The organism is Kaistia terrae (genome assembly GCF_026344005.1).
Taxonomy (GTDB): Bacteria; Pseudomonadota; Alphaproteobacteria; order Rhizobiales; family Kaistiaceae; genus Kaistia; species Kaistia terrae.
In genome coordinates, this window is the sequence record NZ_JAPKNH010000001.1 from 1,010,846 (window position 1) to 1,034,185 (window position 23,340).

18 protein-coding genes are annotated in these 23,340 nt (G+C 64.7%); 6 read left to right on the plus strand and 12 right to left on the minus strand.

Translation table 11 applies throughout. The features are described 5' to 3' along the window. Window position 1 precedes the first annotated feature (1 nt). From OSH12_RS04685 to OSH12_RS04695, 3 genes are all read right to left on the minus strand, one after another. Window positions 2-1,465, minus strand: a complete 1,464-nt coding sequence (locus OSH12_RS04685) for an undecaprenyl-phosphate glucose phosphotransferase (RefSeq protein WP_266342313.1) — start codon at window positions 1,463-1,465, stop codon at window positions 2-4. Between the two features lie 197 nt (window positions 1,466-1,662). Continuing rightward, window positions 1,663-2,868, minus strand: coding sequence for a glycosyltransferase (locus OSH12_RS04690; protein ID WP_266342314.1), 1,206 nt, complete (start codon window positions 2,866-2,868; stop codon window positions 1,663-1,665). Between the two features lie 6 nt (window positions 2,869-2,874). Continuing rightward, complete coding sequence (locus OSH12_RS04695) at window positions 2,875-3,438, minus strand: polysaccharide biosynthesis/export family protein (RefSeq protein WP_266342458.1); 564 nt, start codon at window positions 3,436-3,438, stop codon at window positions 2,875-2,877. A 187-nt stretch (window positions 3,439-3,625) separates the two neighbouring features. Here OSH12_RS04695 and OSH12_RS04700 point away from each other — a divergent pair, with 187 nt between their 5' ends. Then, a complete protein-coding gene (locus OSH12_RS04700) occupies window positions 3,626-5,794 on the plus strand; it encodes a GumC family protein (RefSeq protein WP_266342315.1) in 2,169 nt (722 codons plus the stop codon). On the opposite strand, the gene OSH12_RS04705 is transcribed toward OSH12_RS04700, so the two are convergent. Beyond that, complete coding sequence (locus tag OSH12_RS04705; RefSeq protein ID WP_266342316.1) at window positions 5,795-7,003, minus strand: GNAT family N-acetyltransferase; 1,209 nt, start codon at window positions 7,001-7,003, stop codon at window positions 5,795-5,797. Between the two features lie 143 nt (window positions 7,004-7,146). Here OSH12_RS04705 and OSH12_RS04710 point away from each other — a divergent pair, with 143 nt between their 5' ends. After that, window positions 7,147-8,217, plus strand: coding sequence for a polysaccharide deacetylase family protein (locus tag OSH12_RS04710; RefSeq protein WP_266342317.1), 1,071 nt, complete (start codon window positions 7,147-7,149; stop codon window positions 8,215-8,217). On the opposite strand, the gene OSH12_RS04715 is transcribed toward OSH12_RS04710, so the two are convergent. Then, window positions 8,198-8,413, minus strand: a complete 216-nt coding sequence (locus tag OSH12_RS04715) for a DUF2842 domain-containing protein (protein WP_266342318.1) — start codon at window positions 8,411-8,413, stop codon at window positions 8,198-8,200. The two genes, OSH12_RS04710 and OSH12_RS04715, sit on opposite strands and share 20 nt — an antisense overlap. A 214-nt stretch (window positions 8,414-8,627) precedes the next feature. On the opposite strand from OSH12_RS04715, the gene OSH12_RS04720 reads away from it, so the two are divergent. Beyond that, window positions 8,628-9,719 (plus strand): COX15/CtaA family protein, encoded by a 1,092-nt coding sequence (locus tag OSH12_RS04720; RefSeq protein WP_266342319.1) that lies wholly within the window; start codon window positions 8,628-8,630, stop codon window positions 9,717-9,719. Between the two features lie 66 nt (window positions 9,720-9,785). Here OSH12_RS04720 and OSH12_RS04725 read toward each other — a convergent pair whose 3' ends face one another. After that, entirely contained in the window at window positions 9,786-10,877 is a 1,092-nt protein-coding gene (locus tag OSH12_RS04725) for a M24 family metallopeptidase (RefSeq protein ID WP_266342320.1), read from the minus strand. 138 nt (window positions 10,878-11,015) lie between these two features. Between OSH12_RS04725 and waaC the strand changes: the two genes are divergently transcribed. Further along, complete coding sequence (gene waaC / locus OSH12_RS04730) at window positions 11,016-12,062, plus strand: lipopolysaccharide heptosyltransferase I (RefSeq protein ID WP_266342321.1); 1,047 nt, start codon at window positions 11,016-11,018, stop codon at window positions 12,060-12,062. Here the strand turns inward: waaC and OSH12_RS04735 are convergent. The 6 genes from OSH12_RS04735 to OSH12_RS04760 form a co-directional block, all read right to left on the minus strand. Next, on the minus strand, window positions 12,045-13,187 hold the full coding sequence (locus OSH12_RS04735; protein WP_266342322.1) for an AGE family epimerase/isomerase: 1,143 nt from the start codon (window positions 13,185-13,187) through the stop codon (window positions 12,045-12,047). The two genes, waaC and OSH12_RS04735, sit on opposite strands and share 18 nt — an antisense overlap. Further along, window positions 13,184-14,623 carry a D-glycero-beta-D-manno-heptose-7-phosphate kinase gene (gene rfaE1, locus OSH12_RS04740; protein WP_266342323.1) on the minus strand — a complete coding sequence of 480 codons (1,440 nt, stop codon included), beginning with the start codon at window positions 14,621-14,623 and terminating at the stop codon, window positions 13,184-13,186. The genes OSH12_RS04735 and rfaE1 overlap by 4 nt, the downstream gene beginning before the upstream one ends. A 9-nt stretch (window positions 14,624-14,632) precedes the next feature. Further along, entirely contained in the window at window positions 14,633-15,169 is a 537-nt protein-coding gene (locus OSH12_RS04745; protein WP_266342324.1) for a D-glycero-alpha-D-manno-heptose-1,7-bisphosphate 7-phosphatase, read from the minus strand. Continuing rightward, entirely contained in the window at window positions 15,166-16,176 is a 1,011-nt protein-coding gene (gene rfaD / locus OSH12_RS04750; RefSeq protein WP_266342325.1) for an ADP-glyceromanno-heptose 6-epimerase, read from the minus strand. Before rfaD ends, OSH12_RS04745 begins: the two co-directional genes overlap by 4 nt. 57 nt (window positions 16,177-16,233) lie before the next feature. Then, window positions 16,234-17,292: a lipopolysaccharide heptosyltransferase II gene (gene waaF, locus OSH12_RS04755; RefSeq protein ID WP_266342326.1), complete on the minus strand. Its 1,059-nt coding sequence runs from the start codon at window positions 17,290-17,292 to the stop codon at window positions 16,234-16,236. A gap of 426 nt (window positions 17,293-17,718) precedes the next feature. Next, on the minus strand, window positions 17,719-20,499 hold the full coding sequence (locus tag OSH12_RS04760) for a DUF2339 domain-containing protein (RefSeq protein WP_266342327.1): 2,781 nt from the start codon (window positions 20,497-20,499) through the stop codon (window positions 17,719-17,721). A gap of 168 nt (window positions 20,500-20,667) precedes the next feature. Between OSH12_RS04760 and OSH12_RS04765 the strand changes: the two genes are divergently transcribed. Beyond that, window positions 20,668-22,383: an ArnT family glycosyltransferase gene (locus OSH12_RS04765; protein WP_266342328.1), complete on the plus strand. Its 1,716-nt coding sequence runs from the start codon at window positions 20,668-20,670 to the stop codon at window positions 22,381-22,383. Beyond that, window positions 22,380-23,333, plus strand: a complete 954-nt coding sequence (locus OSH12_RS04770) for a phosphatase PAP2 family protein (RefSeq protein WP_266342329.1) — start codon at window positions 22,380-22,382, stop codon at window positions 23,331-23,333. Before OSH12_RS04765 ends, OSH12_RS04770 begins: the two co-directional genes overlap by 4 nt. The last annotated feature ends 7 nt before the right edge of the window (window positions 23,334-23,340 follow it).

The following is a 23,340-nucleotide window of genomic DNA, read 5'->3' on the forward strand; positions in this document are numbered from 1 at the left end:
ATCAATAAGCGTTCTCGGTATTGATCAGGCAGAACGGCGTCATCACCAGAATGTACAGATCGAAGGCGACGGACCAGCGCTCGATATATTGCAAATCGAACTCGACGCGACGTCGGATCTTCTCGGGCGTGTCGACCTCGCCCCGCCAGCCATTGATCTGAGCCCAGCCGGTGACGCCGGGCTTGACCTTGTGACGCGCGAAATATCCATCGACGACCTCGTCCCAGAGCCGGTTTTCCGTGTGGGCGTTGACCGCGTGCGGCCGGGGGCCGACCAGAGAAAGGTTGCCGCGCAGCACATTGACCAGTTGAGGCAGCTCGTCCAGCGACGTGAGGCGGATGATGCGACCGACCCGCGTGACACGCGAATCGTTCTTGGTCACGGCGACCTTGGCCTCGGGATCGCTCATGTGATGGTACATCGAGCGGAACTTCAGGACGTCGATGACCTCGTTGTTGAAGCCATAGCGCTTCTGCCGGAACAGGATCGGCCCGCGGCTGTCTAACCGGATGGCGATCGCAGTCGCCAGGATGACCGGCGACAGCAGGATCAGGGCGAGGCTGGCAATGACCACATCGAACACGCGCTTCACGAGCGAGTCCCAGCCGGCAATCGGCCGATCGAACAGGTCGATCAGTGGAACCGGGCCGACATAGGAATAGGAGCGGGGGGTGAAGCGCAGCTTGCTGCCCAAGGCGGAAATGCGAATATCGACGGGCAGAACCCAAAGCTGCTTCAGGACCTGAAGGATCCGGCTTTCGGCGCTCATCGGCAGGGCGACGATCAACAGTTCAATGCGCGCGAGGCGGGCGAACTCGACCAGTTCGGCAATGGTGCCGAGCTTTGGCACGCCGGAGACTTCGTCCGGCGAACGATCGTCGTTGCGATCATCAAACAGGCCGCAAACCCGGACATTGGTCGAGGCCTGGTCCCCGAGGGCTGCCAGAAGCTCGGCCGCTTGCTCGCCACCGCCGACGATCACCGCCCGGCGTTCCAGTCGGCCCTGTCGTGTCCAGCGCCTGACAAGCGCCGCGACCGCGACCCGTTCGAGAATAAAGAACCCGACGCCCATCAGGAACATGATGCCGAGCCACACTCGTCGGCCACCGGAATCCAATCCGAAGAAGAAGCTGGCGGCAGCCATGATGGCGATCGTCAGACCCCAGGCAATGAGGATGCGCGACAGAACCGGCAGATAGTTGCGAAGCGCCCCGACGGTGTAGCCGCCCGTCGAACGGATCGCGAAAATGACGATCAGTGGCGCGGCGATGACCGGTATCGCTTCGCCCCACTCGAACGAGGCGGTATCTGGCGAGGATGCAAGCCAGAAGATGCAGCCGATGGTGACAAGCGCGACGGCCTCTATCGCCTGGATAGTTCCGGCGAGCATGCGCGGCGAAAACGCTTCGGTCGAAAGGCTTGCCGCGACCGTGCGCGCGTGCTCGTTCAGCGAGCTACGCATCATCGTCATGTCGTGGCGCTGTGAGGGATTGATTGTCAATGCGTCGCCAAACTGTAAAGGACGGCAGCAGAATAGCTGTCGAGCGCTAACAAACCTTTGCTGCGAACCACTTTTGGGGAGCGTCGAGAGCCATCGCCTTGCGAGCTATGAAGGGGCTCTTGAAACCCGCCTCTGGCCGTGTGGACGGCCCGCTAAGCGAGCTAAAGGAGGGGTTGCCGGCTACCGGCAGCCACAGTCTCGCCGCTCCGGCAATCACGATACAGCGCATCGACGACATCCGTCATGTGCTGGATCGAGAAGTGCGGGCGCACGATTTCACGCAGCCGGTGCGCCTGTTCGTTGGCGCGGGCAGGATGATCGAGAAGAAGCTCCATCTCGGTCGCCAGGGCGCGGATGTCGCTCGGGGCGACGAGCCGGCCCTGTTCTGTATCGAAAATTTCCGGAATGCCGCCGACTCGGGTGGCGACGATCGGGCGGCCGGCCGCTGCCGCTTCGAGAACGACATAGGGCATTGATTCGGCGCGCGACGGCACGACCACGATATGGGCCATTCCAAACGCGGTCCGCGTCGCCATGGCGGGATGAAACCGCGTCGTTGCCTCCAGGCCCAGCCTGCGGACCTGAGCCTGATATCGTTCCTTGTCGTCGCCGTCTCCAACGATCTCGGCCGTCGGCGCGGCGCCGCGCTTGTCGCGAAGCAGCGCGAGCGCGTCAATGAAGACGTCCGTGCCCTTCAGGTCGCGCATCATGCCGATATAGAGGAAATCCGCTGCATCCGGCCGTGTCTCGACCGGTTCGAATTCCACTTCACTGATGCCGTTCGGCACGATCCGCCAAGGCTTCCGGGGGGCTCCAACCTTTTGCCCGTAGGTCTTTGCCTCGTATGCGCTAACAAACACGAGCGCGTCGGTCAGGCGTTCCAGCAGGTGCTCGATACGGAAGAGCAACCGACCAGACCGCGTCGCGGTGTCGTAGTGCAGGCTGCCGCCATGCGGACAGTAGATTCGGACGACGCGCGAACCAAGAACGCGCAAGAGCGTACCGATCGTTCGCCCGTACACCCCGCCCTTGGCGCCATGCGTGTGGATGATATCGGGGCGCAACCCCTTGATGAGGCGGAAGAGACTTAGCAGCGCCAGGATATCGAACGGCGAGATGTGGCGCCGCATCGGCGTTCGGTGCAGCCCCAGTTCCAGATACGGCAGGAGCGCCTGGATCAATTCCTCTTCGCGAGGACCGCCAGTCGACGAGTCGCACAGAATTCCGACGCTGTGACCAGCGGCGGCCTGTGCCTTGGCGAGATCTCGCACATGGCGAAAGATGCCGCCGACGGGTGAACGAAGACAGTGAACAATCCTGAGGCTGGCGCCCGGATGCGCATGAGAATCATTCAACTGTTCGGACATTTGGCCTTAGAAAAAGCGCTCGCGCACATTGACGGTATCGCCGGGGAATATCGGCTGCGTCGGCAATAGCCGGACAGTCGTGACTTTTCCGTTCACTTGGCGAGTGACGTCTACATCTGCACGCTGGGCTCGTGGCGTAAAGCCGCCAGCGATCGCGACCGCGGTCTGCGCCGTCATGCCGTTCACGTAGGGATACTGGCCTGCGCTCGTTACTTCACCCATGATGAAGAACGGCCGGTAGCGATCGACTTCAACCGAGACATCAGGATCACGCACGAAACCCTTGCGCAGCTTGGCGGCGATGTCGCCTTCCATCTCCTGCGTGCTGCGGCCGCGTGCCGCCACGGCGCCAATCAGCGGCACGGAGATGTAGCCGGCCTGGTCGATGGTGTAGCTGTTCGTCAGATCTGCCTGCCCGAAGACCACGACACGAAGGCGATCGCCGCTGTCGAGACGATAGGGCGCGATCAGCGCCTTATAGGTCGCGGGATCCTGCGGCGGGTAGGGCGAAGCGCAGCCACCGAGCAAGGCAACGCCGATAAGGGTCGCGACAAAAAGGAAAAATCGCATCAGTAGGGCGTCCGGCTCGCGAGGGAATCTGTCGAGCCGACTGTCACCTGTCATGGTTAATGTCTGGTAAAGCGCCCTTACGCTTGCCTTACCTTTAACCAGCGATCTTAACGTCCGCTCGCCAAAGTTAACGCGGTAGTTACCCTGATTTTCGATGATGTCGCATTGGCAGGGAATTGACTCGACGATGACGGATAGCCGCCTCGGGCAAATCGATGATGTAGAACTCGACATGCGGGCGCTGCTCGGGGCGCTTCTGCGTGCGTCGCCATGGCTGCTGCTCGGCAGTATCCTCTTCGCAGGCGCCCTCTACATCGGGCTAAATTTCCTCACGCCGCGCTACTCGGCCGAGACGAAGATTCTCATCGAAAGCGGTGAGTCGGAAATCACCCGGGCCGGGACCGGCACGGAGGAGGCGAGGGCCCTACTCGATTCCGAGGGTATCGCCAGCCAGGTCCAGCTCATCGGCTCGCGCGACATCGCGACAACCGTCGTCAACGCGCTCGATCTGTCCCAGCGCACCGAATTCAACAAACCTCGTTTCCTGCCAAGCTTCGACCAGATGCTGGTGCGTTTCGGTCTCGGCCGCCCGGTTGCGGAAGGCTCCGTCGACGAACGCGTTCTGCAGCGATTCTCCGATCGGCTGGATGTATTCTCGATCGACAAGACCCGCGTCATCACCGTCGGCTTCACCTCGACCGATCCGCAACTCGCGGCGCAGGTCGCCAATGGCGTTGCCGACGAATATCTGGCGCTCGAGCGCGCGGCCCGCCGCTCGACCAACGCCGATGCGACCCGCTGGCTTGAAACGCAGATCGCGGATCTCCGGACCCAGGTGAGGACCGCCGAAGCTCGAGTGGAGGCGTTCCGCACGGAACACGGCCTGTTTTCCGGCGGGCAGAACAATACGTCGCTGGCACAGCAGAAGCTCAACGACCTCAACGCGGAACTCGCCCGACTGGTCGCGGCAAGATCCGCCGCCGAAGCCAAGGCGGCCTCGGTCCGTAAGAGTCTCGCAAACGGGGCAACACCCGATATACCGGACGTGCGCGACTCGCAGTTGATCCAGCGCTTGCGAGAGCAGCAGGTGGCGCTGCGCTCCCAGGTCGCCCAGCTTTCGACGACGTTGCTTTCAGGCCATCCACGTGTCCGTGAATTGAATGCGCAACTGGCTGATCTTGACGCGCAGGTGCGACGCGAAGTGACGCGTATCCTGCAAAGCCTCGAAGGGGATGCGGCGACGGCGCGCGACCGCGAGGTCGATATCGGCAAGGATATTGCCAGCGCCAAGGCCGCGACCGGCCGGACCAACCAGGACGAAGTTGAACTGCGTGCGCTGGAGCGGGAGGCGACGGCGCAGCGCGACTTGCTGGAGAGCTACCTCAAGCGCTTCCGCGAAGCGTCATCCCGCCAGAACGGCGACTACCTGCCGGTCGATGCGCGGATCATCTCGCGCGCCGCCGTCCCGCTGGAGCCGACCTTCCCGAAGAAGCTGCCGATCACAGCCGCCACCACCATCGCGCTGCTGCTGCTGGCGATCGCCATCATCCTGATCCGCGAATTGACCTCCGGGCGGGCGCTTCGCCGGATCTCGGACGATACGCCGCCGCTTGCGCCCAACGTCGTGCCCGTTGAGGAGGCGACGCACCGGCAGGATATGGCGCCGGTTTCGGAGCCCTTGCCGCCGGCCAGCCACCCGCTGCCGACCGAGCCCTTGGCAACGCTCGAGCCAGCACCAGCCCGCGCGCTCAGCGCTGAGGCGCAGGATGCGCTGAACTCGATCGTTGATCACATCGTCGGCGCGAAGGCCCGTCGCGTTCTGCTGTCGACGGCAGCGTTGCATTCACCGGGACGACCACTCGCTGCCGTAGCGCTGGCCCGCATCTTGTCGCGCCGGGGTAATCGGGTCCTGCTGATCGATCTTCATGCCGACGGCGCCGACGGCCAGGCGATGGCGGCCGGCGAACGTCTGCCGGGACTGACCGATCTTTTCGCGGGTATCGCGACGTTCGCGCAGGTCATCTTCCGCGACCGCCGCTCCCACGCGCATCTCATCCCGCACGGCTTGCTCGAATTCGGCCCCGACGCTGCCAAGGGCAAGCGCTTTGTCAGCATTCTGGATGCGCTGGATCAGACCTACGATCAGATCCTGTTCGACGCCGATTCTGACATCGCCATGCAACTGGCGTCACAGGCCGGCGTCGTCGTGATCGTTGCCGATGGCAGCGCCAGCGACCCGGATGTCGCGCGCGTCTACGAGGCGATGAAGGCAGCAAGCCCGGCCGAGGTGATGATGCTGATCGCCGAGGCGCCGTTGCAAACCGAAGATGCCTCGATCGAACCGGCTTTCGCCTGATCAGTCGGCATCGGCCGGAGCGGGCTTCTCGGCCTTGCCGCGCCAGCGCCGGATTGTCTTCGCCAGTTTCCAAAGCTTCGGATTGTCACGGATACGCCGTTCCGCCTGATCCTTGAGGCGGAGCAGGGCGGCGGCGGCGCGGCCAAGCATCGATACCGGCACGATGGCGCGCACATGTGGCTCGACGACATCGAGCCAGGACGCCTTGTAGCGCTCGTCGCCACGGCCGAGATCCAGCGCCGTCAGGCCGCGCGCGCAGCTTGCCGCAATCACCTCATGGAGCATCAGTTCACCGGGGCTGACACGCCGCCATTCATCGTCGGAGACCGACATGAAATAGCCGCTCAAGCGTTTAGACTGCGTTCCGCTGCCGAGAATGGCGCGAATTCCGCCGTCAAACTCTAGTGCGTCCAACTCGATCAGCGACGTGTCGCCGCCGCTCCAGCGTCGTTGGACGAGCGCCCGGAAGAAGTCGGCCACACCCGGCTCGGCGAAGCTGTCGGCGATGCCCTGGCTGCGGAACCAGGTTGCCTTCTGGGCGAAATAGGTGTCGAGGATCGCCAACGCCTCGTCGGCGGAGGCGGCGCGGCGAAGCTGGAAACCGCCAACGGGCTCCAGCGTGTTCGCTTGCCAGCGATGTTTCTTGGCCTTCCTGGCGCCGCGGTGCGCCTTGAGTACGGCGGCAAAGTCCGGCTCAAGCCGCATCCTGCTGACATCGCAGCGCGCAGAGCCGACTCCGGCGAGGGCGGCCAGCGGATTGGCAACGCCGGCCCATTCGACCGGCTGGGCGTCGAGATCGTAGAGGTCGATGCCGCCGATGGCGCGCGCGACGAGGCGGAGCAGGTCGTCGGCCGTGGCTGGATCAAGCGCCGCTCCGAACGCCGTGTCGAAAATTCCCATCCGGATATTGGCGTGTTCACCGCCGAGGAAGCGAGCGACCCGCAAAGGTCCGATCCGCTCGATGCCAAGCGGCAGGATCGCGACGAGGCGCTCCTCGCGACGGATGGCAACGATCGCAGGCCTGATCCGTTGCGGCCCCGTAGCGGCCTCGACCCAGCAATTGATCCAGTCGAAGCTTTGGTACACGGAGATGGGCAGGGCCTTTTCGAGCGCGCGCCAATCATCCTCGATTTCGCGAGCGGAGGCATGAACCGCGATCCGCAGTTCCGCGACGACGATGGGGGCCGCCGCTGCGTCCAATGCGTTCATGCCTTGATTTCCATTGCGTGCCAGAATTGTTGGAAGCCGTATCAACCTATCGTAAACATCGCGTTCGTATGAACCATGCGCCGATTGCACATGGGCCGAATGTAATGGCTCGGACATAGATGGCCCGGATGGCTGGATCGTTGATGCCTGATCTGAAAGTCGCCGGCTACAAGGCGGGCCTGAACGCGCTCTATTGGAGCGGCGTTCACCGGCTCTTTGCCGACCGTACGCAAGGCGCCGGCGCCATTTTGATGTTTCACCACGTCAGGCCCGAAAGCGCCTCGCGCTTCCAGCCCAATGCCCATCTCGAAGTAACCCCGACCTTCCTCGGAGACGTGGTCGAGCGGGTTCGGGCGCGCGGGATGGACATCGTCGATCTCGACGAAGCCATGCTCCGGCTCGCGAATCCAGGCAAGGCGCGCCGCTTTGTGGTGCTCACCTTCGATGACGGCTATCGCAACAATTTTACGAACGCCTATCCGATCCTGAAGGCGCTGGGTGTTCCGTTCACCGTCTATGTCGCAACGGGCCTGATTGATGGGACCGCCGTGCCGTGGTGGGAGGTGATCGTCGCAATCATCGAGCGGGCAGCGGGCGTTCAGATCCGCATCGGCGACCGGGATTTCGACCTCGCGACGGACAGCCTCACAAAGAAGCGCATCGCCGCGCGAATCCTTGCCCGCAAGCTCTGTCTGGTCAGCGAGGATGCGCAGCGCGAGGCCATCGACCGGGCGGCATCGGACTACGCGGTCGACACCCGCCACATGCTCTTGGACGAGATGATGAACTGGGACGAGGTTCGCGCCCTCTCGGCCGATCCGCTGGTAACGATCGGGGCCCATACGGTGGGCCACTATGCCCTGGCCAGGCTGGAACCCGGACGCGCCGAATGCGAGATGACCGAGAGTCGTGATCGGATCGAGGCGATGACTGGCTCGAGGCCCCGCCACTTCGCCTATCCCTATGGCTCGCCCGGCGCGGCTGGTGAGCGCGAATTCGATCTCGCAGAAAAGTTGGGCTTCGCCACCTCCGTCACCACGCGACGGGGCGTCCTTGCTCCGACCAGCCGGATGACGGCATTGCCGCGGATTTCAATGAACGGCCACTACCAGTCGACTCGCTATGTCGATCTGCTGCTGTCCGGCGTTCCTGTCGTGTTGGAGCGCCGGATCCGGAACTGGGCGGGAAGCGCCCTCAGTTCTTCGGCGCGGTAGGCTTCTGCATCCAGGCGATGATGGCGCCGGCGGGGAAGACCCAGGCGAGGCCGACGACGACGTAGTAGATCATCTGCGCCCAGCGCGGCGCTTCCGGGAGTTTCAGCTGGGCGATCACCATCGCCACGAAGGCGTAGACGATCACCAGCACTACGAGCGCAATCATGCCGATGAATTTGCGGAGCCGGATGGGCATGCTTGGCCTTTCGTGCAGGGCGGGCGGTTCGCGATGGCGTAGCCGAGGGCATAGCGCGTTCGTCGCCCAACCGCAAAGCCCGGAATGGCCGTCGCCCACGACGTGACGTTGCGCGACCGGATGTCGCGCGGCCGATTGGTACGGCGATCGCTGCCTCGGTTGTCCGGGGCGCGGCAAGTCGTTAATCCAGCCTCAAGAGCTCTTGAGGTGCGCGATGGCGATCGACGGTTTGGCAGCGAACAGTACAGTGAAGCAGGCTCCCTTGCGGGACAGGACGCGCGACCGCGCGCTGATCCGCATCTGGCTTGGCGCCGTGATTGTGATGGTCATCGCCATGATCATCGTCGGCGGTGCTACGCGCCTGACAGGTTCCGGCCTCTCGATTACCGAATGGAAGCCGATTCACGGTGTCATTCCGCCGATCGGCGACGTCGAATGGCAGGAAGAATTCGACAAGTACCGGCAAATCCCGCAGTACGAGCTCGTTAACAAGGGCATGACGGTCAGCGAGTTCAAGCAGATCTTCTGGTGGGAGTGGGGCCATCGCCTGCTCGGTCGTCTGATCGGCGTCGTGTTCTTCGTCCCGTTCGTCCTGCTCTGGGCAACCGGACGGATTGAGCGCCGGCTGGTTCCGCCGCTGTTGGGCCTGTTTGCGCTGGGCGGCCTTCAGGGCGGTATCGGTTGGTGGATGGTCACCAGCGGGCTCGCGGACCGCGTCAGCGTCAGCCAGTATCGACTGGCGATCCATCTCACCATCGCCTGTTTCATTCTCGCGGGCGCCGTGTGGATCAGCCGTGGGCTCGCGCCCGATCGGGGCGAGAATCGCAAGAACGCAGCGCCGCTCAAGGGCATGGCGACGTTTCTTGTCATTGTTGTTTTCCTGCAGATTTTCCTCGGCGGTCTCGTTGCCGGCCTGAAGGCGGGCCTGACCTACAACACCTGGCCGCTGATGGCGGGCAATATCATTCCCGATGGCGTCTACGACTATGATCCGAAATGGCGCAGCGTCTTCGAAGACGTCATGACGGTGCAGTTCGACCACCGCGTCGTCGCCTATCTGCTGTTCATCGCCGCCCTGATCCATGCCTTCCAGGCCTGGAAGCTGGCGCCGCGTTCGCCGGCCGCGCGCCGCGCCCGCCATCTGGCGCTGTTGGTCACCGCACAGGCCGGAATCGGCATCGCCACGCTGATTGCGGTCGTGCCGTTGGATCTGGCACTTCTGCACCAGTTCGGCGCGGCAGTCGTGCTGTGGGCCGTTGTCGCACACCGTCGGGCGATGAACGAACCGACCCCGGTGACGACGTAGCCGTCATTGTGAAACGGGACGAGACTGCGAGGAAGACTCGCTCGTCTCGTCCGCCTGGCGTTCAGTTCATTCCGCGGGAGCCACGAACACGTCGCGCGGCAACCGGCTGACGATGCGCGGACCGTCCGCTTCCAGAATGACGATCTCTTCCAGCCGGATGCCGAACTTGCCCTGCAGATAAATGCCGGGTTCGATCGAGAACACCATGCCCTCTTCGAGGATGGTTTCGCTCGTCGAGGTCAGATAGGGCGGTTCGTGCCCTTCGAGGCCGAGGCCATGGCCGGTGCGATGGGTGAAATAGGGTCCATAGCCCGCCGCCGTGATGACGCCGCGCGCCGCCGCATCGACTTCCCGAGCCGCGACGCCAGGACGAGCCGCCTCGCAGGCCGCCTGGACAGCGGCTTCAACCACGGCATGAACCTTCAGATATTCCTCGCTCGGTGTGCCGACAAAAGCCATGCGGGTCAGATCGCTGGAGAACGAGCCGGAACGGGCGCCGATATCCATGACGATGGCATCGCCAACGGCCACCGGTTGGTCGCCCGTCGCATAATGCGGGAAAGCGCCATTGCCGCCGGCGCCGATGATGACGAAGAGCGGCGTTGCACCGGCTTCCTCGAACACGGCGCGGGCCGCGTCGGCGATCTCGCGCTCGGTGACGCCGGGACGGATCGCCGCAAACGCGGCTTCCATGGCGCGGTCGTCGATCTCGGCATTGCGCAGGATTTCCGCCACTTCCGCGTCATCCTTCGACAATCGCATCCGGCCGACGCTTTCCGAAGCAAAGGCGGTCTTGGGCCCTCCGAGTGCCTCGATGACGAGCAGCGCGAAATCGGCGCGCATCGTCTCGTCGACCTGCACCAGTTGGGTGTCCTTCTCTATACCGAGCGACTGGATCAGCGCGGCGAGCGCTGCCTGAGGTCCGGTGGCGTCGGACCAGGTGAAGAAGGGCAGGTCGGTCTGCCGGCGCATCTCGTCGGCGTTCAGCTCCGGCATCAGGATGGCCGCGCCGCCGGGTGTCGCGATCAGCAGGCAGGGGCGCTCGTCGGCATGGGGATGAACATCGGCGATATAGGCCATGTGCGGGCCCGGGCCGAGCGCCACGACGTCGACGCCATTCTGGCGGAGCATGGATTGAAGGGTTGCGAGCCGTGTCATGGATGTCCCCTAGCTGAGTTTCACTATTGGTAAAAACTCTACCCGGCGCGGTCAACCGATGCGGCGGTTTCCGTCCACGCTTGCGAAGCGAACTCGATTGCGTCATTCCATTGCAAAGGCCGATCCGGCCGCAGGGTCATGATGCGCGTCCTTCTCGTCAAACTGTCTTCGCTCGGCGATGTCGTCCACACCTATCCGGCGGTGACGGACGCTGTACGCGCCATTCCCGGCCTTGAAATCGATTGGGTCGTCGACGAGGCCTTCGCGCCGCTGGCCCGCCTTCATCCCGCCGTGCGCAACGTCATTGCGCTGCCTATCCGCCGCATGAAGAAGAAGCCGCGCGAGACTTTTGCCGAGATGAAGGACGCCGTGTCAGCACTCCGAGGCGGCGGCTATGATCTGCTCATAGACGCGCAGGGACTGATGAAGAGCGCGCTCGTCGGAGTGTTCTCCGGCGTCACGCCCCGCCATGGCTTTGCCAAGGGCAGCGCGCGCGAAAGCATGGCGACATGGTTCTATCAGGTCGGTCATGACATCCCCGAAACCGAGCACATGGTCACGCGGATCCGAAAGCTGTTTGCGCAGTCGCTCGGTTATCCGATGCCCACGACCGCAGCCGATGCGGGCCTGGTGCCGGATTTCGCCAATTCCGGCATCCGCACGCGCAGCGGCGATGGCATCGTCCTGATCCACGGCACGAGCTGGGCCACCAAGACCTGGACGGTAGAAGGATGGCGCGGCGTTGCCGAGCGCTGTGGCGCAGCCGGCCTCAACGTGAGGCTTTTTGCCCATGGCGCCACGGAAACGGAACGCGCAGCCAAGATCGCTGCGGGCCTCTCGAATGTGGAGCAGGTTCCGGCCGGCGGGTTGGAGAGCATCATCCCGGTGATTGCCAACGCGGCCGGCGTCGTCACCGTCGATACCGGGCTTGGCCATCTCGCCGCCGCCTTTGGCATCCCGACGATCGGCATCTACGGTCCGACCAATCCCGGCCTGACGGGGCTCGTTGGCCCGGACGTGGAAGAATTCCTGTCGACGCGCGATTGCGCGCCCTGCGAACAGGCGAGCTGCCGCATCAAGCCGGATTTCGGCGAGGGGCCGCCCTGCATGGCCGACCAGACACCGGACCGGGTCTGGACGGCACTGGCCAGGCGCCTCCGGCTAGCCTCAGTCAGCAGTCTTTGATCCAAAGGCCTCGTCGGCTTCGAACAGCGCACCCATCATGTGATAGAGCGTCGAAGCCGGCATGTGATCCACCAGCGGCGAACCGTCCGTGTCGATGCGGTCCATCCAGCCGCCTTCCATCGAATCCGGCGCAAAGCTCAACAGGCTCGCCATCAGATGATCGGCCATTTGCGATGCGCCGGGCTGCCCTTCGCGCGTCGCCGCGACGAGCGCCTTGACGCCTTCGGCATGCGGCCACGAGCGGAAGCTCGGGATCATCACGCTGCCTGAATCGGTGACGGCATCGACAATCAGGCCTGTCTCCTGATCCAGTCCGTTGTCGATGGCGAACATCAGCAGACGGTCGGTCACGGTTTCCGGCACCGAGCCACCGAGACGGCGATATTCGCCCAGCAGCCAGTACCACTCGAACTGATGACCCGGCTCGACGCGGTTCTTTCCGCGCGGCTGGAGCGGTGTCCAGTCGGGCGAGAAATCCTCCAGCAACGCGCCGCTTTCCGCGTCGATGAACCGCTCCAGCGCCAGCGACACGAGCGCTCCGGCGCGGGCAAAGTCTCGCGCGCGTCCGGTCGTCTCATAGAGCGCCAGAACGGCTTCCAGCAGATGCATATGCGGGTTCTGCCGACGGGTCGGGTCCGTCGATGGCGACGCGTCGAGATGGCCGCCATGTGGAGCCGCCAGAACCATGTCGACTTCCGCAAGCGTCTCGTCGGCCAAGCGGATCGCGTGCGGATCACCCGTCAGGCGATGGCTCCACGCCAGCGCGTAGATGATGAAGGCATGCGCGTAGAGATCGCGGGCGCGGCTGGCGGGCGTGCCGTCCGGGGCAATCGAAAAGACCCAGCCCGGATGACCATCAGCGCGATGATAAAGCCGCTCGACATTGGCGAGGCAGGAAACGACCGACTCATCTGCGCCCTTGTACCAGCCCTTGAGGCTGGCGCGGGAAAAGGTGGCGATCTGGCGGGCCTGCACCATCAACCGGGTGGCGGGCAGGGCAATCGGCCGGCGGTCGAAATCCAGCCGCTCGTGAAACAGGCCGCGTTGCGTGTCGAAGCCAGCGCCGCTCCAGAGCGGCAGCGCGAGCTCGGTCGCCCAGCCCTTTGCGAAATCGAGACTCTTCACGATTTGGCCGCCGCGACGAGGGCGCTTGTCGAACGCCCGGCCACGAGATTGGCCAGAACGACCTTGCCGCCGCGCGCCTTCACGAAATCGCCGCCGACTACCTGATCCTCCCGATAATCCGCGCCCTTGACCAGGATATCCGGCTGTATCGTCTGGATCGCTTCTAGCGGCGTATCCTCGTCAAACAGCACGACGAGATCGACGGCGCGTAACGCACCCATCACGCGCGCTCGTGCTTGTTCGTCCTGAATCGGCCGGGTTGGTCCCTTGAGGCGTCGCACCGACTCATCGGTATTGAGCGCGACGACCAGCCGGTCGCCCTCTTTGGCCGCCGCCTCGATCAGGGCGATATGGCCGGGATGCAGCAGGTCGAAGCAGCCATTGGTGAACACCACGCGCGAGCCGCGCGCCTGCCAGCGGGCGACAATCTTGGCCGCCTCCTCGCGCGAGACGAGCGCGCCGGCGTGATCCTCGGCATGGCTTGCGCGATCGAGCGCTGCCGTCAGTTCGGCCCGCGTCACGACGGCGGTGCCGAGCTTGCTCACAGCGATGGCCGCGGCTGCATTGGCGATGACGACGCTGGTTTCGAGTGGCTGACCGGTTGCGAGCGCGACGGCGAGCGCCGCAACGACCGTGTCGCCGGCGCCGGAGACGTCGAACACCTCGCGCGCCTCGGCCGGCACATGCGTGACCGAGCCATTCTGCCGCCAGAGCGTCATGCCCTTTTCGGCGCGGGTGACCAGCACGTCGCCATCGAACTGGAGCCCGGCGGCGGCAGCTGCGCGCACGGCGTCCTCGTCCGTATCGTCGTGCAAGCCGGTGGCCTCGAACAGTTCCTTGCGGTTCGGCGTTACCAGCGTCGCGCCGCGATAGACGTCGAACGTACGGCGCTTTGGATCGACGATCACCGGCACGTTGCGGGCCCGGGCCTCGGCGATGAGCGCGGCAACGACGGCATCGGTCAGCACGCCCTTGGCATAGTCCGAGAACACTACGACGTCCGCCTCGGCGATGGCTGTCTTGCCCGCCGCGATCAGATTGGCCTGTGCTTCCGCGCCCGGCACGCCGGGGCTTTCGGCATCGATGCGGACGATCTGCTGGCGACCGCTCATGACGCGGGTCTTGGTCACGGTCGGCCGGGAATTGTCGACGACAAGGTGGTTCAGGCGGATGGCCGGATAGACGGCGAGAACGGTGCGAAGCTCTTCGGCTTCGACATCCGCGCCGACATAGCCGACCAGGGTGACCGACGCGCCAAGGCCTGCCGCATTGGCGGCGACATTGGCAGCACCACCGGCGACGATGCGGACATTGCCGTGCAGCAGCACGGGAACCGGCGCTTCTGGCGAGATCCGGCTGACGGAGCCGGTGATATAGCGATCCACCATGACATCGCCGATGACGGCCACGCGTCCGGAATGCAGTTCGTCCAGCATCGATAGATCCTAGTTAGGCCCAGCGGCAATGCCCGCCTGTAGGAGCACCCCGGCAACGAAAACGTCAAGATCTCCGCCGGGGAAGCGGTATCCAGGAATGCCGGCAGCCGACGCCGCTGCCATGTCGCTCGGTCTGTCGCCGATCAGGAACGACCGGCTCGCATCGATCGGCAGATCCGCAAACGCGCGCAGGATCATGCCCGGCTTCGGCTTGCGGTCCGGGTGATCCACGCGGTACTCGGCCACGGTGCCTTCCGGGTGATAGGGGCAGCTGTAGAATGCGTCGATCCCCGCACCGGCCTTGCCAAGCTCCGCCTGCATATGGGCGTGGAATCGTTCGACGTCCACTTCGCTATAGAAGCCCCGTGCGACGCCGGACTGGTTGGTGACGACCACAACCAGGTAGCCCGCCTCGTTCAATCTGCGGATGGCAGTCCTCGCGCCATCGATGAAGACCATGTCTTCCGGCTTGTAGGTATAGCCGTGATCGACATTGATCACCCCGTCGCGATCCAGAAACGCGGCCGGCTGGAGCGCCTCGCTCAAAGCGCGACGCCCTTGGCAAGATAGTCGCCAACGTAGCTCTGGATGCCATCTTCCAGCGAGCGGAAGTCGGCATTGTAACCGGCGCGGCGAAGCTTCGTCATGTCCGCTTCGGTGAAGTACTGGTAGGCGTTGCGGATCTGCTCAGGCATGTCGACATAGTCGATCACCGGTTCACGACCAGCGGCATGGAACACGGCACGCGCCAGATCAGCGAAGCTGCGGGCCTTGCCTGTGCCGACATTGAAGATACCGCTGACGCTTGGGCTGCCGATCAGCCAGCGCGCGACATCGACGCAATCCGCGACATGGACGAAATCGCGCAACTGGCCGCCATCGACATAATTGGGGTCATGCGAGCGGAACAGCGTCACGGCCTCGCCGGCGGCGGCGGTCGGAAAGATCTTGTGGATCACCGAGCGCATGTCGTCCTTATGCGCCTCGAACGGGCCATAGACGTTGAAGAACTTGAGACCCGCCCATTGCGGCGGCGTGGCACGACCGGCGCGGACATCGTCCATGATGCGGCGATCAACGGCGAGCTTGCTCCAGCCATAGGCATTGAGCGGCTTCAGCTTCGCGAGATGCTCGGGATCTTCGTCATCGACAAAGCCGACCTTGCCGTCGCCATAGGTGGCAGCCGATGAGGCATAGATCAGGCGGATGTCGTGCCTGGTCGACAGAACCCAGAGATCGAGGGTCGCGCGGATGTTGCGCTCGACGATCAGGTCGACGTCAGCCTCGGTGGTCGCCGAAATGGCGCCCATATGGACGATGGCTTCGACGCGACGGTGGTTTTCCTCAAGCCAGGCCAGTGTTGCCTCCGGCCGGATGACGTCATCGAGCCGGATGTCGGCGACGTTGAGCCATTTGCGACCGGTGCCGAACCAGTCCGCAACGACGATCCGCCAGCCATCCGCCGCGAGCGCACGCGCCATGTTGGACCCGATGAAGCCAGCGCCGCCGGTCACCAGAATCGTGTCGCGTCCGTCTCTCGAATTCACGCTCATTGGCATCATCCTCGGGGGCGCGCAGGATCGGCGCAGCGGCCGGTTGGATAGCGCATGTCAGGCTTGGATGGAACTACCGGCCTCGGCGCGCGCTACCGCGATAACTCGTTCCACCGCGTCAAACACGCGACGTGCGTCGATGCCTTCGAGGCAGGCCAGCGTCCCCAGAGGGCACTCGCGCTTGAAGCAGGGACGGCAGGACAGTTCGATCGAGACGATTTCGGCATTGGGCGCGGTTGGCGGCGTCATCTTCTCCGAGCTGGAGCCGTAGACGACGACCAGCGGCCGGTCGAGCGCGCCGGCGACATGCATCAGGCCCGAATCGTTGGAGACGACCGCGTCGCAGCGGCCAAGCAGGGCGGCTGCCTCGATCAGCGAGGTTCGGCCCGATACATCATCGATCGGCACGCCGGCGAGGCGAACGATCTCGGCCGAAATCGCCTTGTCCTTCGGGCCGCCGAACAGGCGAACGCGGTAGCCGGACTCGTCGGCGAGCCGGGCCAGGGCCGCGAACTTCGCTGCCGGCCACTGCTTGGCAGGACCGTATTCAGCCCCGGGACAAAGACCGAGGACCGGACGGTCGTCGTTGAGCCCGAAACGGGCAGCGAGGGCGGCAAGGTCGAGTTTTGGCTGCTGAAGGCGAGGGCGCGGCGAGGCGGGCGGCTGGCCGGCTGGACCGGCCAGCGCGACGAAGCGGTCGATCGTGCGTGCCGTCTTGCGGTCGGAATCATTCCGCGCATCGGTCAAAAGAATGCTGCGGCCCTCGGCGGCATAGCCGACGCGCTCCGGAATCCGGGCGGCGAAGGGCGGGATCGCCGCCTTGAAGGCGCGTGGCAGGACGATCGCCGTGCCGTGACCGGCAGTTTTCAACGAGCGCCCGATCCTCCATCGGCCAACCAGCCCAAATTGACCATGGCCGAAGCCGAGCGGAATGGTGTTTCGCACACCCTCGATCAAAGACGCGATCGGCAGAGACGCGGGCGGCGCGAGCACATCGACGGGGCGGTCGGGAAAACGTTGGCGCAGGGCCGCGACCAGACTCGCAGCCATGACCATATCGCCGACCCAGGAGGGGCCGACGAGAAGGATGGGCGAGGTGGTGTCTGTGGCGCGCATGTGGGTCGGGACTTCATGGCCCCGACCCGTCCGGGCGTCAAGCCGGATCAGCCGCGCGGTTCGGAGATCGGGAACTCCTGCGGCGAATTGCCGGGGAGTTCCTGCGGTATTGGCGGGATATCCGGCGGGCTCGGCTGAGGATCGGGCTGGGGCTGCGGATCATGGACCGGCGGCATGGGCTGCGGCGGCGCAGGATTGGGTACGTCCGGGTTGCCCGGCAATTCCTGTGGCGGAATCGGCGGTATATCCGGCGGCCGCGGGGGTTGGTCGGGCTGCGGTTTCGGATCGTGGACCGGCGGCGCGGGTTTTGGCGGCTGGCCAGGATCTGGGACATCGGGGCCTGGGGCTGCGTAAACCGGACGGTTCGGATCGGACATGTAGTTCTCCCTTCGCTCTATCAACGGGAGCGAGCGAAGGGAGTTCCTGTCAGACGTTGCCAGCGTCGGCTGTCGGGCCGGATTCGGGCGGCGGCTGGTCTGCCTCATCGCTACCCTTCGCGCCGCCGAAGAGCAGGCGCTGGTAGACAAGGCCGATGCCGATCAGCACTGCGCCGAGCCCCATGAAGGAGAGGGCGCGCCAGACCCCTTCGAGATTTGACATGTCGATCAGGAACACCTTCAAGACCGTCACGACGATCAGCAGGGCCGAGGCAAGGCGCGCTGCCCGCTGCTGGAACACCAGCCCGAAGGCAAGCAGCAGGATGCCGAGCACCAGCCATGCCACCGAGTAGGTGTAGGATTCAGCCGAGCCGATCGGATCCCAGGAGAGATCCGGCGAGGTCGCGAACAGGAAGCGGATTTCCAGTGTGACCGCGGCAAAGGCCAGGATCAGCGCCACCACACCCGTAGCCGCCTGCAGCCAGCGCAGACGAAGCGGCGGCGTTCTGAGAGCCACCAGACCGGCCAGCACCGCCGGCAGGCCATAGGCGAGCAGGATTTCGTTGAAGACTGGCCCGCCGCCGACAGCATCGCCGGTGAACAGCGGATTGGCGACGAAGCCGAGGCCGATGACCGCATTGAGCAGACCGAGGACGCGGGCAATCACGCTACCCAGCCCGAAGACGGGGCTCGGCCGGCTCTGGGCAAGGCGCGAAAGCCCGAGCGAGAAGGCGAAGGCCGCCGCCGTCGTCAAACCCTGTTCGCTGAGCGCGGTCGTCGGCGACAGCAGATCGCCGCCAAAAACGATGGCCCGGATCTCGAACACGACGAGCAGGGCAGCCATGATGACGGCCAGCGCTTCCGCCGCGAAAACGCTGCGGTCGACGCGGACGCGACGAAGCAGGACGGAAGCAATGGCGAAGGCCGCGGCCGGAATGCCATAGCCGATCAGGACTGAAAGATAGACCCCGCCTCCGGCGCGAACGCCGAAGATGTACGGGTCCCAGGCGATGCGAGCGAGCACGAGCAGCGCCAGCACGGCGACGGCATAGCGCAGCACGCCGATAGGACGCCGGAGTTGTACCCATGCCGCGCCAAGAGCCGCAAGCGCGAGAGCCGTGGTCAGCATGCCGCCTTCCAGTGCCATCGTGAGCGCCGAAGCACTGGCGGCGATGGCCCCGGCGGCGAACAGGCCCGTCGGCACTTGATCCAGGGCAGATTCAGGGCGCTCACGCCGGGCGAAACGTTCGGTCAGCACGGCGTAAAGTGCCGCAAGGGCCAGAGCGATCGCCGCGAAGGCGATGCTGGAGACGAAGCCGGTGATGCGAAGATAGGCGACGATGGCGACGATGACGGGCCCCGCGCTGGCAGCTGCGGCTTGAGCCGTGGTCGCGAACGGGCCGGCCTCCGGTGTTGCCTGCAACCGCGTCAGCGCCGTCGCGATCAGGGCGGCCGCGCCGAGCAGGCCGACCACGCCGAACATGCGGATGGCGTCGGGCAGGGGGAAGTAGATCGAGAGCGCATCGACGATATAGGTGACGGGCGCAACCGCTGCCTGCGACACGGCCGGCCAGAAATACAGCAGCGCGATCAGTTCGATGGCCGCGACCGGGGCGACGAACGCTACTGCGTCATACCTACGGGAGAGCAGCAACAGCATGGCGCCGCCGACGAGGCAGGCGGCGATGCTGGCGGAGGTGAAATGGCTGGCGATGGCGCCGAGTACGAGGAGAGCGGCGAGGCCCGCCAGCACGCCGATCGCGAACCAGTCGGGCCGGTCCGTCGTCGTATCGCGCTGAACGTCGACGACGAGGAAGATCGAGGTCAGGGTGAGCAGGATGATCGCGTAGATGCCGCCCTCGATGGCGCTCGCGCCACCAACCAGCATGCCAACGCCCCAGAGAATCGCGGCGACGCTGGCCGCGATGGCCAGCCAGCGCCAGAGGCGAAGCCGTGCCAGCGCAAAGGCGAAGGCCGTGACGACGATCAGATAGATCATCAGCGCCAGAATATTGGGCGCGTCGGTGGAGATCAGCAGCGGCGTGACGTAGGAGCCGACGAGGCCAAGGCCGGACAGCCAGGCGCCATGCAGGCCCGCGGCCGCCATCGTTCCCATTCCGATGACCGCGAGCAGGATGAACGCAGCCGTCGGTCCGATCAGGCCGTAAAGCGCATAGGCGGCATAGACGGTTGCGAACAGGCCAACCGTGCCGGCCGCCGTCAGCACGCCCGGCACGTTGGCGGCCGGTATGCGCGAAAATGAGGTTACCCGGTCGGAGCGGCGCAGCCATTCGCCCAGTCCCAGCAGGACAAAGGAGAACAGAGCGCCAAACGCGATGCGCACGCCTGGGCCAAGCAGCCCGGCCTCGATGGAGAAGCGGACAAGGAAGATGGCGCCGAGCGCCAAAGCCAGGCCACCAACCCAGACGGCCCAGCGCGCACCGAGTTTTTGCTCGAAGCTTTCCTTCGGACGCTTCGGTTCCTTGGAAGGCGATACCCCGGTTGCCTCGACCCACTCGGGCAGGGCGGGCTCTTCGGACTCAAAACCTCCGGTACCAGAATCGGACGGGATGCCGGTGGCGGGTACCGTCTTGGGAGTATCAGTCTTGGGAGTATCGGTCTCGAAGGACAACGGGTCGGGAGCGATGTATGGCGGGGTCTCGAAGGGCATGGCGGCAATTGCCCCGGAACCACGAGCCTCCAGCAGGCTTAGCCGTGACTCGAGCGCACGGATGCGACTGCGCGCCCCGAGCGACATCACAAACGCTGCAATGGCCATGATCGGCAAGGCGATCAGGGCGATGATTCCGATGGCAATCCATTCATCCATGCCGAGTCTGTTAGCATGACTTCGACTTGTCGGCTGTGATCGTATTCTCATGCGATTTGCAGCGACGGCCTGCGTTCGATCCGCGCGGAACCGCCGCCGGTGTTGCTGCGGCGCAGACTTCGCTATATCCCGCTGGCTTCAGGCAAGCATATTGAGGACGATAAGCGCGTGGGCAGAGCCGAGGCGACCGCTGGCGGGACGGAGGCGATCTGGTCACGCCTCGCGACGACGATCGAACGCGCGGTGGACCGGATTGCCGGATCATCGACGGCGAGTCTGGCCCTGATTGCCATCGTGGCCCTGCTTTCCTTCCTGCCGGGGCTCGCGACGCTGCCGCCGATCGATCGCGACGAGCCGCGCTTCGCGCAGGCCACGCACCAGATGGTCGAGACCGGCAATTACCTCGATATCCGCCTTCAGGAAGAGACGCGCTACAAGAAGCCGATCGGCATCTACTGGCTGCAGTCCGCTGCCGTCTGGTTGACCGGAACGGGCCCGGATGCGCCGATCGGCGTGTATCGCCTGCCGTCGATGATTGGAGCGATCCTGGCGGCCTGCCTGACCTGGTGGCTGGCAATGGCCTTCGGACGGCCGCGCGCGGCGCTGCTGGCCGGGCTGTTGATGGCCACGACTGTACTCCTCGGCGTCGAGGCGCGCCTCTCCAAGACCGACGCCGTGCTGCTCGCGACGACCCTCGTTGCGCATGGCGCCCTGGCGCGAGCCTGGCTCTCGCCATCGACGGAGCGCAATCTGCGCCTCGCCGCGATCTTCTGGACAGCGCTCGGCGCTTCGATCCTGATCAAGGGTCCTGTCGGGCTCGGGGCCATCATCTGTCCGCTGCTGCTGCTTTCGATTGTCGGCGGATCGTTCCGCTGGCTGAAGCAACTGGCGCCGCTGCCGGGCCTGATCTGGATGCTGGTCGTCGTCGCCCCCTGGTTTGTCGCCATCGGCATCGCCAGCAAGGGGGCCTTCTTCCAGGAAGCGCTGGGCAAGGACCTGATCGGCAAGGTCGTCAGCGTCCAGGAATCGCATGGCGCACCGCCTGGCGCTTACCTGCTGCTGATGTTCTTCACCTTCTGGCCGGTCGCAGCCTATTTCACCGCCAGCCTCTCCTGGATCATGGACCGCTTCAAGCAGCCGGTGGTTCTCTACGCCGTGGTTTCGGTGGTGCCGTTCTGGCTGGCCGTGGAAGCAATGCCGACCAAGCTGCCGCATTACGTCCTGCCGCTCTATCCACTGATGGCGCTGGCAACCGCCGCGGCCCTTGATGGTGGCGGCATCCGCACGAGCGGCTGGTTCGCCCGCTTCGCTGCGTCTGGCGCGGCCTTGTTCCCCTTCGCACTCGCCGTCGCCGCTGGCGTGATCGCGGTGTTACTCGGCGAACCGATGCCGGTCGCTGGCATCCTCGTCTTGCTGGTCGCGACCGCGGTCGGTCTGGTATCCGGAAAGCTCTTCGCGCTTTCGCCGATAGCCAGCAGCGTCGTTGCGGTTCTGACAGCGATGATCACCTATCTCGGCATTTTTGGAATGGTTCTGCCCGGCTATCAGTCGATACGGATCAGCGAGAACCTGGCCCGCACGGGTCATGCCGCCCTGAGCTGTCCCAACCCGCAATTCGCCAGCGCCGGCTATGCCGAGCCGAGCCTCGTCTTGCTGGCCGGCACCAAAACACTGCTGACGGGCGGGGCCGGTGCCGCCGACTTCCTGTCGGCTGGTGATTGCCGCGCCGCCTTTGTCGAAAAGCGTCAGTTACAGACTTTCAACGAGCGAGCCGACGATCTCGGCATGGTGGTGACAGAAGCGGGCACCGTCCGTGGCTATGCCCTCAATGGCGGCCGGATCCTCGATTTCCACGTCTTCGTCGCTCGGAGTGCTACCCCATGAGTGTTTGGCGCTTCCGCCTCTCGAAGCGAATGTCCTGGCCGCGCGAAAACTGCGCCGCGATTGCCGAGCGCGCGCGGCGCGTTCAGTTGCGGCCCTCGATCCACGCTCCGGTTTTCCAGACGTCGGACATCCTCGCGCTGGTGGTCATCAGCGCGGCGCTGGTCGGCATTGTCGGATTTGCCTTCGACGCTCTGTCGGTCGAGCGCGCCCGCGCCCTGCCAAGCGCGGTCCTGCTCGTCGCCAGTTGGCTATCTTATTTCGGCAAGTCGCAATGGGAGCTGATCCCGGCCGGCATCCTTGTGCTCGTCCTTCTCTCCGGCCGCTGGAAGATAGTGCCGCCCTTGGTCCGGGCCGCCTGGGCCGAGATCGGTGCGCTTTCGGCCTATATCTTCCTGGCAATCGCCGGCTCCGGCATTATCGTCAACATCTTCAAGCAGTTCATCGGTCGCGGCCGGCCACCGACCTTTGACGAGTATGGCGCCCTGGCGCTGCATCCGTTCGAATTTGCCTATCGTTTCCAGAGTTTTCCGTCCGGCCATGCGACGACGGCCGGAGCCATTATTGCCATCGGATTCCTGGTCATTCCACGCTGGCGGCTCGGCCTGTTGATTTTCGGGCTTGCCATGGCGGCAAGTCGAGTTGCTGTTGGCGCGCACTATCCAAGCGACATTCTGGCAGGGCTGATCTTCGGCTACGCCTTCAGCCTTTGGTTGGCCGGACGTTTTGCCACCTCAGGCTGGGGCTTTGCACGCGGATCGACCGGCTCTATAACCGCGCGCACTGCGGCGATCCGAACCAGTTTCGAAAGTCCCGCGCGCGTTGCGATCCTGTTTGCCGGGCTTCTGGACGCGCTCGTGGGACGGCGCATCTGGATCGCGGCGCTTAAATCCATCGGAGACGGTTCCTATGACGATGCCCGCTTCCGGCGAGACCGTCTTGAAAAGCCCTGATACGGAC

Coding starts and splice junctions, on each gene's coding strand:
- waaF (WP_266342326.1), bottom strand. CDS start 17,292: ATGCGCGCCACAGACACCACCTCGCCCATCCTTCTCGTCGGCCCCTCC.
- OSH12_RS04720 (WP_266342319.1), top strand. CDS start 8,628: ATGGCGATCGACGGTTTGGCAGCGAACAGTACAGTGAAGCAGGCTCCC.
- OSH12_RS04695 (WP_266342458.1), bottom strand. CDS start 3,438: ATGCGATTTTTCCTTTTTGTCGCGACCCTTATCGGCGTTGCCTTGCTC.
- OSH12_RS04725 (WP_266342320.1), bottom strand. CDS start 10,877: ATGACACGGCTCGCAACCCTTCAATCCATGCTCCGCCAGAATGGCGTC.
- OSH12_RS04770 (WP_266342329.1), top strand. CDS start 22,380: ATGAGTGTTTGGCGCTTCCGCCTCTCGAAGCGAATGTCCTGGCCGCGC.
- rfaD (WP_266342325.1), bottom strand. CDS start 16,176: ATGAGCGTGAATTCGAGAGACGGACGCGACACGATTCTGGTGACCGGC.
- OSH12_RS04710 (WP_266342317.1), top strand. CDS start 7,147: ATGCCTGATCTGAAAGTCGCCGGCTACAAGGCGGGCCTGAACGCGCTC.
- waaC (WP_266342321.1), top strand. CDS start 11,016: ATGATGCGCGTCCTTCTCGTCAAACTGTCTTCGCTCGGCGATGTCGTC.
- OSH12_RS04715 (WP_266342318.1), bottom strand. CDS start 8,413: ATGCCCATCCGGCTCCGCAAATTCATCGGCATGATTGCGCTCGTAGTG.
- OSH12_RS04705 (WP_266342316.1), bottom strand. CDS start 7,003: ATGAACGCATTGGACGCAGCGGCGGCCCCCATCGTCGTCGCGGAACTG.
- OSH12_RS04685 (WP_266342313.1), bottom strand. CDS start 1,465: ATGATGCGTAGCTCGCTGAACGAGCACGCGCGCACGGTCGCGGCAAGC.
- OSH12_RS04700 (WP_266342315.1), top strand. CDS start 3,626: ATGACGGATAGCCGCCTCGGGCAAATCGATGATGTAGAACTCGACATG.
- OSH12_RS04690 (WP_266342314.1), bottom strand. CDS start 2,868: ATGTCCGAACAGTTGAATGATTCTCATGCGCATCCGGGCGCCAGCCTC.
- rfaE1 (WP_266342323.1), bottom strand. CDS start 14,623: ATGCTGGACGAACTGCATTCCGGACGCGTGGCCGTCATCGGCGATGTC.
- OSH12_RS04760 (WP_266342327.1), bottom strand. CDS start 20,499: ATGGATGAATGGATTGCCATCGGAATCATCGCCCTGATCGCCTTGCCG.